Genomic DNA, 15,702 nt, shown 5'->3' with positions numbered 1-15,702 from the left:
ATAATTATATTTATAACAGATGAAAAAGACTTTCTTTTACTTATTCTCTCTTGGCTTCATACTTAGCTTACCTAGTTTGGCACAAGGAGCAACGGCACTTGAGCAATATAACTATAATGATAGCAAATGGTTTGCTTCTGATAAAGCCGAAGCTGTTGCTAATGAGATTCTACTAGAGCAGGAACAATTAGATAGCTTAGATCATAATGTGATTGTCAATCAGATTATATTTTTGGCTCGGATTTATAATGCAGACCCACGCAAGCAATATCGTAAATCAATCAACAATGCATTGGATTTGATTCTTGATGATCCTATTGAAACAAGTTGTCTTAGTAATAGGATTTCTATACTGACGAAGATTAATGGAGAAGCTGAATTTGGCTTTCTAGATGAGCTCTATCAGCAGAAGGTAAAAGCAGCTTTTGATCAGGCGATTGATTTTATTCTTCAAACACAGCTAAAAAGAGACGAGCAATATCTAGGTTGGTCCAATCAATGTCAGAAAATTGTTTCCAAGAAGCCGGTGCTTTCTACCAGAGAGACAGTTGAATTAATCAAGATACTTGAATCAATTAATGAACCAGGTAAAGTTCTAATTGCACGTTTGCAAGCAGCCAAGCTGTGGCTTGAAGAATCCACTATTAGTGGCTATTTATGGAATCAAGAAACCGGCAAGCTCATAAAAGATGAAAGCCAAAAACATTTATGGGCAAGGTTCTACCGGGTGAAAAACAATGATCCTGTTTTTATTGATGAGCTTGGTGAGTTGCATTCTAAGCCAACTAAATTAGCATTAGAACAGCGACTCGATCAACAATGGTATGGCAATTGGGCTTGCGGACTTGTTGCTTGCGATGAAAAACCAAATGTTTTGTTTATTGTTTTGGATGATTTAAATGACATGATCAAATTACTTGATCCTTCTGTCTTAACTCAAACACCCCATCTTGATCATTTAGCAACCAAGTCTACTTTGTTTACCCAAGCCTATACCAGTGCTACTCAATGCAATCCTTCTAGATTTTCAGTTCTGACTGGGCTCAATCCTGACAGTCACAAGGTTTATGACAATAACGTTAATAGTCATGAATATGAAAATCAGCAAAAATTCTTGATGGATTATTTTCGAGATTATGGCTATAAAACGATCGGCCTCAAAAAAATATTTCATGGTACTCAGAACATTCCTTGGGTTTGGGACGAATACTATCCACTGGAAGGTAATTCAAGAGAGCCGCCTAACTCTTCTATCGTGCAATGGGGGCATGAAGAAGCAGATATTCGTACTGGCGATACTGAAGCAGCAATAAAAGCTGCTGAAATACTCACAGAAGAGTTTACGGAGCCAACTTTCATGGCAGTTGGTTTTTCTAGCCCACATTTACCTTGGCATTTTCCGAAACAATTCTTTGATCTTTACCCACTCGCTGACATTAAAACACCAGAACAACCCTTCTATGATTTATATGATGTTCCTGAAGCAGGAACTGTTCTTGCTGAATTATTTTTGGCTGGAGCTTGGGAGGGCTATCACGAGAAAATTGTCGAAGCCGGCAAATGGAAAGAAGCTCTTCAAGCCTATATGGCAGGTATTAGCAAGGTTGATGATGATTTAGGTAGGGTTCTTCAAGCCTTATACAATGGACCTAATGCTGCTAATACCATTGTTGTTTTGTGGAGTGATCATGGTTTACATTTGGGCGAAAAAGAACATTGGAAAAAACATGCTCTTTGGGAAAAAACCACTCATGTACCTCTGATGATTGCCAAAGCTGGTCAGAGCAATGGACAAGTCTCTAGCGAGGTTGTGAGCCTCTTGGATATTTATCCAACTTTGATTGATATGGCGAACTTACCGAAGCGTAGTAGTTTACAAGGGATAAGTCTTAAGCCATTAATTGATAAGTCAGCTAAAGCCTGGCCCGGCAAAGCATTAACTACTATGGGGGCAGGGAATTATTCTATCCGAGAAGGTAGCTGGAGATATATTCGATATCAAGATAGATCTGAGGAGCTTTATGATCACAAGTTTGACCCTCATGAATTCTATAATTTATCTCATCTTAAACAGTTAGATCCTATAAAAGCTAAGTTTGTGGAGATGATTCCTATACTTGATTAAGTCCCACAAAAAGTTTGATATCGCTGTTCTTTGTCTCGAGGAGGCAGCATGTAGTAGTCTGCGCCTTCTTGCTTAGTGAAAGGCTTTGCTAGGACTTCATAGAGCTTGTCCATGAGACTGTAGTCTTGGTTGGCTACTGCTGCTTCAATCATTTCTTCAATGATATGATTGCGCGGAATGTACACCGGATTAACTTTGCTCATTTCCTCTGTGATAGTTTTAAGCTCCTTGTTCTCTTCACTAAGAGCCTGGCGCCAATCTTGTATCCATTGATTGAGTTCTGGACTCGCTGTATCAAACAAGGCAATAAATTTGTGGTCATATGATTTATCACTGACCATCTCTGTAAGATAGTGAAAACTCAAAGTGAAATCCGCTCTGTTATTCTGCATTAGAGTCAGTAGGTTTTTGGCAAGGCTATCACCTATTTTGTTTTGGATACCTATTTTGAGCATGAAAGCAAAATCGAGTTCATTGAGAAAACAAACTGCATATTCTTCAAGGATGCGATGGGCTGTTTTGATAGCTTGGTCTTGATCAGGGTCAATCAGTGAAAGGATTGCATTAGCAAAAATGCTAAGATTCCACTGCCCAATCAATCCTTGTTGCCCGTAGGCGTAGCGCCCCATTCGATCAATAGAACTAAAAACAGTGCTTGGATTATAAAAATTCATAAATGCACAAGGTCCGTAGTCTATCGTCTCGCCTGCGATACTGCAGTTGTCTGTGTTCATGACACCATGGATAAAACCAAGTTGCATCCATTCAGAAATTAGCTTGGCTTGGCGTATAGCGACAGCTCTCAATAATTCAGCATAGGGATTCTCAGAATCTACAATCTCTGGATAATGTCTATTAATTACATAATCTGCGAGTATCTTAAGCGATTCAAAATCTCTTCTCTGTATGAAATATTCAAAAGTGCCAACTCTAATATGACTTGAGGCGACTCTTGTGAGAATAGCCCCAGGTAATTGAGTCTCTCGTTGAATTTGATCACCACTACTAATGGCAGCTAGTGCGCGAGTTGTAGGAACACCAAGTGCGTGCATTGCTTCACTGACAATAAACTCACGAATCACTGGTCCTAGCCCAGCTCGCCCGTCTCCGGCTCTAGAGAACTGGGTTTGCCCCGAGCCTTTGAGCTGTAAGTCTCTACGCTTACCATTGATATCTATTATTTCTCCAAGTAGATTAGCTCTACCGTCACCGAGTTGCGGCACGAAGTTACCGAATTGATGACCGGCATAGGCTTGGGCAAGAGGCTGCGAACCCTGAGCAATTTGATTACCAGAGAGTATTGCTATCCCTTGATCGCTTTGTAAATATTGGGGATCGAGACCAAGCTCAGTAGCGAGGCTAGTATTGATTTTGATTAAACTAGGGTTGGAAACGGGACTTGGATTGATTTTTTGATAAAACTGCTTAGGCAAGCTAGCGTAACTATTGTCAAACTCAAACATGACTTTGGCTGACCCACTGGGCTTCTTTGGCTTCTAACTCTGTGTTAAGCTCTTCAAGTTCTTTGGTTAATTTATTAAGTGCTTGGTAGTCACTACTTAGATTTGGGTCTAGTAGCTTTTCGGTTAATTCTTCTTTACCTCTGTGTAAAACTTGAATATCTCTTTCAAGAGCCTTGAGTGCTTTTTGGAATTCTTTGGCTTCTTTCTTCGCTGCTTTTTCTTTGGCTCCTTGTTTGAGTTCTTTGGGAGCTTCTACTGGTATTGTTAGTTTGGCACGAGACTCTGCCAGTAGCTTGTTACGTTTGTTGAGATAGTCTTCGTAATTGCCTTTAAAAACGATTAATCTGCCATGATCAAACTCCCAAATCTGTGTCGCATGGTTATTAATAAAATATCTATCGTGAGAAATGCAGATCACTGTACCCTCATAGGACTTAAGCGCTGCTTCAACAGCCTCCTGGGAAGGTGTGTCTAAGTGGTTTGTAGGCTCATCTAACAAGAGTGTATTAGGACCGCTTACCATTAGTCTTGCCATTGCTAGTCTTGCTTTCTCGCCGCCACTAGTAAGCTCTACCTCTTTAAAGACATCATCTCTTGAAAATAAAAATCTTCCGAGGATTCCACGTATCTCTTTTTCTGGAGTTGGTGGCATTGCGTCTTCAAGTGTTTTGATCACAGTTTTCTTTGGATCAAGAATTTGTAATTGATGTTGCGCATAATAACCAAGTTTGACTTTGCTATCGAATGTCGCATCGCCAGTATCAGGCGTTTCAAGTCCCATCAGTATTTTAAAGAGAGTTGTCTTGCCGCAACCATTGGCTCCAAGTATGAAAACACGTTGAGGCTCTTCTTTAGTCCATTCAAGATCTAGTGAGATATCTTCAAAAAGTTGGTTGCCGCCAAAACCTTTGGAGAGGTTATTAATACTAAGCACATGCCTTGCACTTGGATTTGGGAAGGGAAACTTGAAACTGAGTTTGCGTAACTCTGATGGGGGAGCTTCGACTCGTTCAAGTTTGGTAAGTTGTTTCTCTCTACTTTTAGCTTGAGTAGATTTGCGTGCACTTGCTCTGAACTTATTAATAAAGTCCATTTGCTCAGCTATATGTTTCTCTTGTCTTTTGGCTGCCGAGATCAAATACTCTCTGCGAGCGGCTTTTTGCTCTACGAACTTATCGTAGTTGCCTGGGTAAATAGTTAGTTTGCCTCTTTCAAGTTCTGCAATTTCAGTAACTACTTCATTGAGGAAACGTCTATCATGAGATACAACCAAAATCCCATAAGGGTATGAACGCAAGAATTCTTCTAGCCACTCACAAGCCTCCATGTCGAGGTGATTAGTCGGCTCGTCCATTAAAATAACGTCTGCTTCTTGCAAAAGTACTTTGGCTAAATTGATACGCATTTGCCAGCCACCACTAAATTCTTGTACTTCCCGTTGAAGCTCATCAAGAGTGAATCCTAGACCTAAAATCATCCGACCAATTTTTTCATCTATCTTAGAAGCGTCAAAGCGATCAAGCTTGTCTTGTATCTCACCGAGTCTTACTAAGGCATTGTCAAACTCATCACCGGTAACGACACCGAGTTGTTCACTAAGATAAATCTCTTCTTTTTGCAACTCTTGGACTTCGCGATAAACAGACTTGAGCTCCTGGTCTAGAGTATTGCCTGGAGTGATAGTTGGATTTTGCGTAAGATGTTTGACTTGGATTTTGGAAGCTACTTTGACTTCACCAATTTGAGGAGTGAGCTCAGACATTAGGCATTGAAGCAAAGTGGATTTGCCTGCGCCATTAGCTCCGATTAAACCAATACGGCTTTGCGGTGTAATTCGTAGGCTAACCTCGTCAAGTATTAGACGTTGCCCGAAGTTGATGGAGATTTCGTTTGCTTCTATAAGCATAAGGCTTATTTTATCGCACAGAGCTTGTAAAACAGCCTGAATTGAGCCTATTTGTATTAATATATCTTAAAGAACTCTAATTAGTATCACGATTTTGGGTTCTTGTATAATAATTTGGTGAAAGCGCCCATATTTATTGTTGGTGAAGGAAGGTCAGGGACTACAGCCCTGAGACGCAATCTTGCTGAGCATCCGAATATTTGGGCTGTGCCCAAAGAGAGCTATGTTTTTGTTAAACAATGGCCTCAAGCCAATTCTTATTACCAATCTAAGAACTTAAATGATTTAACTGTGGCACTCGCTATCGGCATGAATCGGGTTGGGCAGAGTCTCAAAAAAAGAGGTTCAGCTCAGTACACCAAGGATGTTTTAACTGGCGGCAAGCTTGATGAAAATATCGAGGAGTTTTTGTCTGAGTTTAGAAACTCAGAAGAATTTAAAGAGATTCAAGATGCAAATCATCTTGAAGTCTTTGATGCAATTTGTCGTTTTAATATCGAGAAGGCAGGTGCAACTCGATTTGTTGAAAAAACTCCTTTTCATCTCTTCTCGCTTGAAGATATATCAGCGAGATACCCAGATGCTCAAGTCATTGGTATCTACCGGGATCCAAGAGCTGTGATACTTTCTTGGATGAAACGCAAAAATAGTTCCAAGAGTCTATTGAGCGCTGCATTTAGTTGGAATCGGGCTGCTCGGGTGATGCTTGCAAAACAACAAGATCGCAATTTTAAGCTGCTCAAATATGAAGATCTAATTTCCCAACCAGAGACAACCTTGAGAGACCTGACGGATTTCTTGGGAGAAGAGTTTTCGCCTGCTTTACTGAAAGAACAAAAAGCCAATAGCTCTTTTGATGAAGATAGAGGCAAGACTGGTTTTAAGGAATCAAGTCTTGATCGTTGGAAAACAATACTTAGTCCAATGCAAATTGCTTTGATAGACTCTGTTTGCGGAAAGTATTACGGTGAACTAGCGATAGAGCCAGCTCTCAACAAAGCTTCAAGCTTCTTGGGTTTGTATTATATTTGGGAGCTTTGCAAATTGAATTTATTGAAGGTCTTGAAGTTGTTGAGACGTGGTAATTAGTCCTTGGGAAGATCACCTGTCTTCTCAAAAGTTTTGATGAATTGGTTTTCATAATAGTCCAAGCGTTGTGCTGGGTCATGATTGAATTCGAGAAAATCCTCACGCCATTTTACCTTCGATTTAAAGCTATACTTTGTATTTCTCTATGTATTGGGGACTATGGCAACTTTACAAAGTTGAGCACAAGCGGGATATAAGCTAACGCGATTAGTGTGCTAATGACAGTGGTGATTGCCACTTTGTCTACATCTAGCTTGAGTTGAGTTGCTATGCTGATTGTATTTGCACCAATAGGCACTAAAGACATTAAGAAGATTACTTGAGTTGCAAGATCATCATAAAAATGAAAATAGTTTTTGTTGAGAAATATAAAACCTACTGCAATACCAGGGATGATTATGAACTTGGCAATATAAGCTAGGGACATGAAGGCAAGATCTAGCTTGAGATTTTTGATTTTGCTTATGCCAAGACCAATCATGATCATTCCAAGTAATGAATAGGCACTGATAAACCTTTCCATCATTGTGTTTATACTCGCCCAGATTGGCTTGAGTAAACTTGTTTCTATATTGCTCGGCAAGTAGTGGATGACTTCATGGTAATAATGATGATTAAAATAGTTTACTGCTATTGCAATCAAACTTGAGTACAATATTGGCAGGGTTAGAGTTTTGTCTAAGCTTTCTTTAAAGCTATATTTGCCACTTGCTGCAACTAAGTATGCAACTGAACACTCATGGATAGCGAGTCCCAGGATTAGCATAACTGAAACACCTAGGGCCTTTTCACCAAGCACCAGCAGTACCAGTGGCAAGCCGTAATAACCTACATTAACCAAGCTGGTACATAGAGAAAGCATCCCGGCTTTTTCTTTACTAAAACCAAGTAGCCTTGCAAGCCAAAAGAAACTCAATGACATGAATGCACCGAGAACTAAGAAATATAATGGATAAGTCAAGGTTTGAGCATTAATATCAGAATCGAGTATACCTTTGAAGGTAACGACTGGTACTACTATATAAAGTAGCAGTGGTGCTATTGACTCACGCTGTACTTCTAAATATTTGCCTGCAATATAGCCAAGCAGAATTATGAAATAGAGAGGCAGGATTTGAAAAAAGAAATCAAAGAATAGATCCATATATTTATTATTCACTTATTTGAGTCATAATGGTCGATTTGATTTTATTGAAATATAATAGACCTGTACATCGAAACAAAGTTGCGATGTACAGGTCGCTCAAAAAAGGTAGCAACCGCGCGGAATGCGCGTGTTGCCTTTGGAAATAATTCCGACAGCCTCCGAGGTTTGAAATAGATGCAAAACTCACAAACACGATGCTCTTGGGCAAACCCCAAAAATCCACTCTACCTCAAGTACCACGATGAGGAATGGGGGCTGCCAGTGCATGACGATAACAAGCTTTTTGAGATGCTAATACTTGAAGGTGCTCAAGCTGGACTTAGTTGGGAGACAGTACTGAATAAGCGCGAGGGCTACAGAAAATCATTCAAGAATTTCGATGTCAAGAAAGTATCCAAGATGACTGACGGTCAGCTTGAGAAACTAATGTTGAATGACAAGATCATTCGCAATCGTCTCAAAATTTTTTCTGCTCGAAAAAATGCAATCGTGTTTCTGGAAATTCAAAAAGAGTTTGGGTCTTTTGATAAATATCTTTGGGCATTTGCACGTGGCAAAATCATTAAAAACAAATGGAAGAGCTTAAAACAAATCCCCGCAAAGAGTCCAGAGAGTGATGCTTTGTCTAAAGACCTCAAAAAACGAGGTATGAGCTTTGTTGGTACCACTATTGTTTATGCTTTTATGCAGGCAATCGGTATGGTGAATGATCATACCGTTGATTGTTTTAGGTATTAGTAGAACCCACAACTCGTGCTTGAATCGCTGGATTGTGATTAAGTGACAAGACTTGCTTCAAGCCACCCAGTGAACCAAAGAATTGACTTGTAACAGCCCTGAGAGGAGCAAAGAGATTTAATTCTTGAGCATAGCTTTTGAAAGCAGCAAGCTCTTGATCTGGGCTTAAGTTCTTGGACTTGAGGAATTGGTGTAAAGCGACCCAGGCACGAGATGAACCAGATACCATAGCTGTTTGGTCAGCCTTGGCGTCAAACTTAGGCACCATCACTGATTTAACCATTCCATCTATACTCTCAGAAGCTAGTGCAGCAAGGTCTTTGGAGAATTCAGATTCTTGGCCTGCTCCTAAAATATTGCCGACAAGGTTTTTGGCAAAGGCAATAAAAAGATTGCCAGTACGAGAAATACCACTTTGGATATTTGCCGTTGTGTCTTTTCCTTCGAGTAGTTTATTCATGACGCTCAACATGAGAGCTTTGGTCAAAATAGTTTCATTTGGTGATTCAAAACTGTGTGACCAAAATTGCTTCAATAGCCTCATGTCTTCTTGTGCTATCTGATTGAGATCTTGAGTTTGCAGTGCTGCCATATATTTAGGCACATGATCTGAAGCTAGTTGAGTAATAGCAGCGAGATCTTTGGGCGATAAGCCAAGTGCATTTAATTTAGAATTGTCAGGTCTCAGTAATTGCCCTGCATAATCTCTGACAGTTGACAGGGTGAGATTCACGTTTGCCAAATCTAAAATGCTCGGTGCTGGAGCAGCAAATGGAGCTGCGGCAGGTAATGCACTTGAACTAGGATTAACCAGATTCATTATTCTTAGATTATAGCATTATAACAACTGGATATGTTGATCCTGCCTGATTAGACGATTAGACTACCCCCATGAAACCACCTAAACTACTAGTACTAGTCTAAATACAAGATAACTGGGCTTAATGCTATAGAAGACTGGGCAATTCATCAAAGGATAATAACTATGAATATCCAGGCGATAGAGCATAAGAAAGCACAATTGGCATCAAAGAATCAAAGCCTTGCAGAACAAGGATTATTACGACAATTATTCACATCGAGTATTCACGGTCAAACAGAGATAAATCTGTCTGATGATATGGCATTTCTGGATAATCAGGAAGCGATAGTTGCGGAAACTGTTCCTGAGTTTCGCACTGCTGCCAGAGCTGCACCACCTCCAAGATTCCAGCTTGCGCAGTTAGTGCATGAACAGAGAATGAGTTTTAGTGAGCCTCGTTTTATGATACCTAGTTTTGCTCAACCTAGTTTTATGATGCCAAGCTTGGTAGAACCAAGTTTGGAAGAAGCTAACCAAAATGAGAGACGTGGTTCAATGCGTAATAGCAGAGCTGTTAGTCAAGCAATTGTAATGGCAGAGCTTATCCAAGAAGAAGAGTTGAGTTCGGGAATTAATACAGAATACCATTACCGAATTCAGGCTGATCAAGTAGATAACCAATTTGTTGATATCGACAAACAAATTGAGGCTCAACGTATAATCTCTATGATTAGAATTGAATCAGAAGCTACTATGTTTGATGAACTGAAAACAATAGTTCAAGAACAAATTAATAATGAAACAAGCACTGATAACTACTATAAATCCAAGTTTGAAAATATGCTCAATGTTTATAAGTCAAGCCTCAAGAGGGTTCAAGCTGGGACAACAGAACATCAAACATTGCTTCAGCTGATTGATTCTGTGAAAATGAAGCTTGGAGAGTATAGTTAGAACTACAGAGCCGAAGGTGGAGATGCCGTGTTTATTACTCAGCTAAGCGTTCTCTAAGCTCATCAACTTTGTACTCCGGAATAAGCCCTTGTAATTTAAATTCAGTTTCTTTCTTTGGTCTTTTGAGTAGATAGTAATGATCATCAAACTCAACAATTACATAGTACATCGTACCCTTGGAGCTGCTATAGGTTTCAAGCATGATTTCACCAGATGGCATTGCCTGCGCTACAAAACGATCAATCTCAAGGCTAGAAGCTTGGTTGCGTCTCTGGTCTCTCGGTATAAAAACTTGAGTTGTTTTGAAATCAAAACTAAATTCTTTGGGCTCATCAGCAAACTCTGCTTCATTTAATTGTTTGACAGTTAATCCATCTCGATCCAGTAATGGTCTGATACTGGGTTCTTTTTTGTTCTTTGCTCGAACTGGCTTCGGAGTCTTAGCAGGCGAGGCCGGTGATTTTGATATAGCTTTGTTCATAAACGGTCTTTGGAGTTATCCATTGTTGGCTACGGCATCCAATTGTACTATAGGGCGCAACTCCCATCAGTGGCTCAAACTGGGTAAAATCTTAGCCTCAAATCCGCCCCAGCAGTGTAAGATTAGACTATGGCTGCAGTTAAGCCCTACTGTCCAGCATTGATTGTCCTCACTTCGAATCAAGCCCAATCCGGCTTGATCAGCAAAGCTGCTCAGACAGCATTGCAAATAACTCAGGATTCAATATTGGAGTTCAATGCTAGCAAAGGCAATAATCCTCTTGCTACTATCAGTAAGCTACCCTTTATTAGAAACTTATCAAAAGATACAACAGCGCTTTTGATTTTCATTGATAAAGTTGTTGCATTGAATGATAAGGGCAAGTATCTTTCTGAGTTTTATAATGGCTTACACGATTGTTTGCAAGAGAAGGTAGCTTGCTTGGCTACAATTGTTCTTGGCACTGGAGTGAAGAACAGTAACGAAGAGAATATCACTCGGCAAATACTTTCTAGCCTATCGACAGTAAGCAAACCAAGCCAGCAGTTTCAACTGAAAGCTGATGGCTCTAATCTACCTAGGCTCTGCCTTGAGGAAGGTACAGCATTTCAAGCTAAACCACAAGCAAGACTCAAGTCTGTTCTTCAACTCTTTGAGCAAGCGATAGGTTCCAATGACAACGGGGGCATATCCGGAGATGCGGCTCCGTGATTTTTTAATATGGAATTGTGGAGATGTGATTTTATTTGCTTATCCTTCCAGCGTCTATTGTCGCGGGAGCCTTAGATACCAAAAGCTTCTGAGCCAGGGAAGCCAAACTGATATAAGGAATAAGATTAGATGCTTTCAGTAATGAGTGTTAACTGAAATTAATCTCCGAAAGCGGATAATATCCTTGATTGTCCTTATTTTTATGACCAAAGCCACTCTGTATATGGTCTAGACTTGCTAGTTTAATTCTTTTTAAGTTATAATGTTGACTATAAAATATTTATTGATACTAAAGTGTTTGTGAATATTGAGGAGAAGCTTTATGAGAACTTTATCAGCTATCGGTAATTCGGCAATAAGACGAGATGATCTTGCTGCAGTCCTTAATGGACGACGAGATTCGGTTGACTTGCGTAAGAGCCAAGAAGCTGAGATTGAACCTCTTCATGCGATACCAAGAACAAGAGAAGTTATTCTAACACCACCAAAAACTCCTGAGCTTCCTTTTGAAGAGAGAGAATTTTCAAGAAGAGGGGTTTTGAAGACGGCTATGGCAGGTGCAGCTATGCTCACTGCTGCAGTCCTTGAACCTTTGTTCAAGATCGCAGAAGCTAATGATAGAGTCCCAGGTGAACATCACTTTACTCCACAAAATATTGCAAAGTTGAAAATAGATACAACTAATGAACTATTAGCTTTGGCAGAAAAACATGGATACCTCCCAACCGAGACACAAAATTCTGAGTTTAGTTATTCTAAGTTTAAAGATGTAGCAGATCGAGCAAGCGTAAGAGATCTTAGACAGTATTTCAGAGCAATTGAGATGCTTCGCAATGATGGCTATTTTGACTCTAATAGAAAGATGGAAGAGGTGCATCAGATTCTTTCTAATACACCGGAGATAGCTCCTCTTAAGAAGCTTTTATTTACAGCATTAGGTGCGAGGAATGATAGTAAAGTTGTTCATGGTATTACGAAGGATGAATTCTTTTCTATGCTGAAAGATCATTTATCTAATAATTATAAGTTCCCATATAACGATGATTCTGTTGGTAAAAGGATGATTGAGAGTTTTGAGAAAGATCTTTCTCAGTTGATTGATTACAGCCTACAGAAACGAGGTCTTTCTGGAGAGTTTCGATCTGTCGCAAAGAAATAACTGTTTACTGAAATGATTGTGAAGCATTAAATTTCTTCATTGCCTGATTGAGCTATTGTATATTTACTGGCATCTGGTTCTTCAACCTCCCTTGCAACTTCCTGATGCACGGGCTGACTTTCCACAGTAACCCCTACATTATTCCCCACGTGATTAATTTGAGTTCCAATTTGAGTCCCAATCTGAACTCCACCATTATAATTATTACCAACTCCACCACCAACTGGATTAGCACCATTCTGTTGCCAAGTTGCAGCGTTATTAATTCCACTAGCACCAGCAGCACTACTTGGTGTGTCTAGGGAGAACCTAGCAGCTGTAGTGTCATTGTCATTGGCAAATTGTTTTTGAAGTGACGCAAAAGACATATCTCTTACGGATTGATTTGCGGAATCGGCTCCGACTGGACCAGATAGTTTTGTGTTTTGGCTGGCAAGAATACGATCAGCTGTTGTCATTGGTACTCTTGATGCCAGGTCTGTGATTGCTGCGTTGTTAGTTGGTGGCGTTCCTGTATTAAGTCCGTTGGCTATATCTTCTAAGCTAGCTGGTTTTTTGGCAAAGGCTTTATCCAGAGCTTTGGCTGTGGTTCTTGCGTCCTCATATTTGCTAGGTGTATTTGCATCTGATTTTTTACTTGGGTCTTCAACTGCTTTGCCTGACTTAGCGACTTCGCCATCTTGCGACTCATCGGTGCTTTCATTGCCATATACTTGGGAGATAGCCGTCTTGGCTCCTCCTGAGTTTGATTTGTTTGCAACATGCCCTGCATTACCAGTATGTCCTGTTTGTGTTGTTAGTTTCATTGTAATCACCCACTAGTAATTAAACTAGGACCTTTGCAGGTATCTTATTTTAAGCAAATCCAAGTTAAGTTTTGGTTATCAAAGCAGCTATTTGGGCTGTTTGGGGGCTTAATCAGCCTCAATAATCACAAGCAAAGTGGGCCGCTCTGTAGTGCACCCATTATACTAAAGATACCTTGCTGAGTTTCAATACCGCTACAATAGAAGGTTTAATCTAAAATCTATCTCAATGCCCAACAGCTTTTTATGACTTAGGTAAGGAAATAAAGGGGAATTAGGTTCTTTTAATAGGTGTTAATTTTAATCAAAATGTGTTTTGTGCGGATACGACGCTGAATCTCGTATTGATATGACAAAATGCTAAAATTTTTGCTGTAGGTCTTATCGTCCTGTATACAATGAAATACAACATATTGTTAATGAGTATAATATCTTTTTTGTTGACCTTCAATTCTGTGTCAGCACTAAAAACGGGAAGCAATAAGGAACTTGATCAAGCTATTCAACATTATCATTCGATACTTACGCTTGCAAAAGCAAATAGATCACCGATTAAAAATAAATCTGTAAAATGCAAACAAGCAGTTAATGACTATGAGAAGTTAGCTTTTGATTTGGAGGATTTTTCTGATAACCTAGCTTTATGCTCTGTAGATTATAAAAATTGTTCTGATCTTGAATTAGATGCCCACCTCCTTGGAGCTTGCGCTGGGAATAATAACTATGATGAAGATTGCTTTGTTGAATATGGTATCGTTCAAATGGAGAGTGCTTCTTGTCCACAATGTAGTTTAACGTCTGATTTAGTCATTTATGTCTATGGAGATTTTGAAGATGCTTATAGGGCAGTTCAATCATATTGTTTTTAAATATAGCCTTACTGTATGAGAGAAGGTCTTTGGATAAGATTCATATACTAGCTACTCGAAACATTGTATTAACCTAGGATAAACGAAGCACCTCAAGTTGATCTAAAATGCAGTGGGAGCTATGAAAAACTGGTAAAATTATCTTCACAATGAATGCTAAGCCCCAAACCATACAGATTTTCTTGCCATTTGGCTCTGCCAGGGACATGAAAATAGCCTCTATTACAACTAGAAATATTGAAGCTATTTATATTCCAAGAAGTAAATTAAATCAATCTAGCCAAAGAGATGAAGTGAATAGTGTTGGCATTTACTTTCTATTGGGAGAATCTGAAGAATCAGCTAAGCCATTAGTATATATTGGTGAAACTGAGAACTGCTATTCACGATTGAAACAACATGATCAGAAGAAGGACTTTTGGAATGCAGCTATAATCATCAGATCCAAAACAAATGATTTTAACAGGGCGCATGTTAGATACTTAGAATATTTTTGCCATAACAAGATTAAACAAATTGATCGTTACCAGGTAGAGAACTCACAAATACCAGTTCAACCACATATTCAAGAGACTACTGAAGCTGAACTAATGGACCATATTGAAACAATCACAATCTTGCTATCAGCACTAGGCTCCCCTGTGTTAGAAGAAACTCACAAAGCTGATTCTGGTTCTGACGCTGCTGAAATGCTTTATTGTACAAGTAAAAATGCTAATGCCTGCGGGAGGTATTTAGAGGATGGATTTATTGTTTATAAAGGATCTAGGATTATAAAAGATACAGTTCCTTCCGGAGAGAGAGCCAAAGAGGCAAGAGATAAATTGTTTAATACAGGTATTTTGGAGAATAGAGATGATGGGTTGTATTTTGCTAGAGATCAAATCTTTAATTCACCTAGTTACGCTAGTAATGTGATTCTTGGAAGATCTTCAAATGGCTGGATTGAGTGGAAAAACTCAGAAGGTAAAACACTTGATGAGTTAAAGAGACAAAATCAAAATACTGATCTAGTAACGGGATAAATTAAATCTTATATTGCTCAAGCTCTTTAAGTAGCACTTTATCAAGTCTTGGAAAATGATAATTTCCTTTTTGCCATGAATTTGACTCTAACACGCTAGGCTTTTTTAGTTTTAGAAAATCTAGTATCTCGTCATGAGGGACCAGATACCAAATAGAATTATCCTCAGAAGAAAAGCCTATAAACAAATCTTTATTCATATACTTTTTATCGATAGTTAGCCTACTTTTAAGTTGAACTTTAATAAAAGAACTTGTACCTTTATAAGTTCTCATTGCAATAAAATCAGCTCCCTCCCAATCATCATCTAGTTTGATCGTGACGTAACCATAGTCTGCAAATACAGCCGAGATTTTTTGGAAGTTGTAGGACTCTTTTTGCTTAGCGTTTAAATTCTCGTATTTGATTTTTTGTTTTATAAATTCGTT

General features: G+C 39.2%; 15 protein-coding genes. 8 read left to right on the top strand and 7 right to left on the bottom strand.

Features of this window, described 5'->3' with window-relative positions:
* Positions 1–19 precede the first annotated feature (19 nt).
* Positions 20–2,125 carry a sulfatase-like hydrolase/transferase gene (locus tag O3C63_03825; protein ID MDA0772053.1) on the top strand — a complete coding sequence of 702 codons (2,106 nt, stop codon included), beginning with the start codon at positions 20–22 and terminating at the stop codon, positions 2,123–2,125.
* On the opposite strand, the gene O3C63_03820 is transcribed toward O3C63_03825, so the two are convergent.
* Positions 2,122–3,588, bottom strand: coding sequence for a YdiU family protein (locus O3C63_03820; protein MDA0772052.1), 1,467 nt, complete (start codon positions 3,586–3,588; stop codon positions 2,122–2,124). The genes O3C63_03825 and O3C63_03820 overlap by 4 nt on opposite strands.
* Complete coding sequence (locus O3C63_03815; GenBank protein ID MDA0772051.1) at positions 3,581–5,494, bottom strand: ABC-F family ATP-binding cassette domain-containing protein; 1,914 nt, start codon at positions 5,492–5,494, stop codon at positions 3,581–3,583. Before O3C63_03815 ends, O3C63_03820 begins: the two co-directional genes overlap by 8 nt.
* Before the next feature lie 117 nt (positions 5,495–5,611).
* Between O3C63_03815 and O3C63_03810 the strand changes: the two genes are divergently transcribed.
* Positions 5,612–6,583 (top strand): sulfotransferase, encoded by a 972-nt coding sequence (locus O3C63_03810; GenBank protein ID MDA0772050.1) that lies wholly within the window; start codon positions 5,612–5,614, stop codon positions 6,581–6,583.
* Between the two features lie 157 nt (positions 6,584–6,740).
* Here O3C63_03810 and O3C63_03805 read toward each other — a convergent pair whose 3' ends face one another.
* On the bottom strand, positions 6,741–7,742 hold the full coding sequence (locus O3C63_03805) for an AEC family transporter (protein ID MDA0772049.1): 1,002 nt from the start codon (positions 7,740–7,742) through the stop codon (positions 6,741–6,743).
* 162 nt (positions 7,743–7,904) lie between these two features.
* Between O3C63_03805 and O3C63_03800 the strand changes: the two genes are divergently transcribed.
* Positions 7,905–8,468: a DNA-3-methyladenine glycosylase I gene (locus tag O3C63_03800; protein ID MDA0772048.1), complete on the top strand. Its 564-nt coding sequence runs from the start codon at positions 7,905–7,907 to the stop codon at positions 8,466–8,468.
* Here O3C63_03800 and O3C63_03795 read toward each other — a convergent pair.
* Positions 8,458–9,288: a hypothetical protein gene (locus tag O3C63_03795; protein ID MDA0772047.1), complete on the bottom strand. Its 831-nt coding sequence runs from the start codon at positions 9,286–9,288 to the stop codon at positions 8,458–8,460. The genes O3C63_03800 and O3C63_03795 overlap by 11 nt on opposite strands.
* 165 nt (positions 9,289–9,453) lie before the next feature.
* Between O3C63_03795 and O3C63_03790 the strand changes: the two genes are divergently transcribed.
* Complete coding sequence (locus tag O3C63_03790; GenBank protein MDA0772046.1) at positions 9,454–10,224, top strand: hypothetical protein; 771 nt, start codon at positions 9,454–9,456, stop codon at positions 10,222–10,224.
* A 34-nt stretch (positions 10,225–10,258) separates the two neighbouring features.
* Here O3C63_03790 and O3C63_03785 read toward each other — a convergent pair whose 3' ends face one another.
* On the bottom strand, positions 10,259–10,705 hold the full coding sequence (locus tag O3C63_03785; protein ID MDA0772045.1) for a hypothetical protein: 447 nt from the start codon (positions 10,703–10,705) through the stop codon (positions 10,259–10,261).
* Positions 10,706–10,834: 129 nt separating this feature from the next.
* Here O3C63_03785 and O3C63_03780 point away from each other — a divergent pair, with 129 nt between their 5' ends.
* Both O3C63_03780 and O3C63_03775 read left to right on the top strand, forming a co-directional pair.
* Complete coding sequence (locus tag O3C63_03780; protein MDA0772044.1) at positions 10,835–11,416, top strand: hypothetical protein; 582 nt, start codon at positions 10,835–10,837, stop codon at positions 11,414–11,416.
* 322 nt (positions 11,417–11,738) lie between these two features.
* Entirely contained in the window at positions 11,739–12,575 is an 837-nt protein-coding gene (locus O3C63_03775) for a hypothetical protein (protein ID MDA0772043.1), read from the top strand.
* 26 nt (positions 12,576–12,601) lie between these two features.
* Here the strand turns inward: O3C63_03775 and O3C63_03770 are convergent, their stop codons facing one another.
* Positions 12,602–13,381, bottom strand: coding sequence for a hypothetical protein (locus O3C63_03770; protein ID MDA0772042.1), 780 nt, complete (start codon positions 13,379–13,381; stop codon positions 12,602–12,604).
* 455 nt (positions 13,382–13,836) lie between these two features.
* On the opposite strand from O3C63_03770, the gene O3C63_03765 reads away from it, so the two are divergent.
* The gene (locus O3C63_03765) at positions 13,837–14,250 is read left to right on the top strand and encodes a hypothetical protein (GenBank protein MDA0772041.1); all 414 of its coding nucleotides are present in this window, start codon (positions 13,837–13,839) and stop codon (positions 14,248–14,250) included.
* A gap of 149 nt (positions 14,251–14,399) precedes the next feature.
* Positions 14,400–15,275 carry a GIY-YIG nuclease family protein gene (locus tag O3C63_03760; GenBank protein ID MDA0772040.1) on the top strand — a complete coding sequence of 292 codons (876 nt, stop codon included), beginning with the start codon at positions 14,400–14,402 and terminating at the stop codon, positions 15,273–15,275.
* Between the two features lies 1 nt (position 15,276).
* Here the strand turns inward: O3C63_03760 and O3C63_03755 are convergent, their stop codons facing one another.
* On the bottom strand, positions 15,277–15,693 hold the full coding sequence (locus tag O3C63_03755) for a hypothetical protein (protein MDA0772039.1): 417 nt from the start codon (positions 15,691–15,693) through the stop codon (positions 15,277–15,279).
* Between the last annotated feature and the right edge of the window lie 9 nt (positions 15,694–15,702).

Source organism: Cyanobacteriota bacterium, assembly GCA_027618255.1.
Taxonomy (GTDB): domain Bacteria; phylum Cyanobacteriota; class Vampirovibrionia; order LMEP-6097; family LMEP-6097; genus JABHOV01.
The sequence above is the reverse complement of the archived record's forward strand: the minus strand, read 5'-3'. Positions and strand labels throughout refer to the sequence as shown.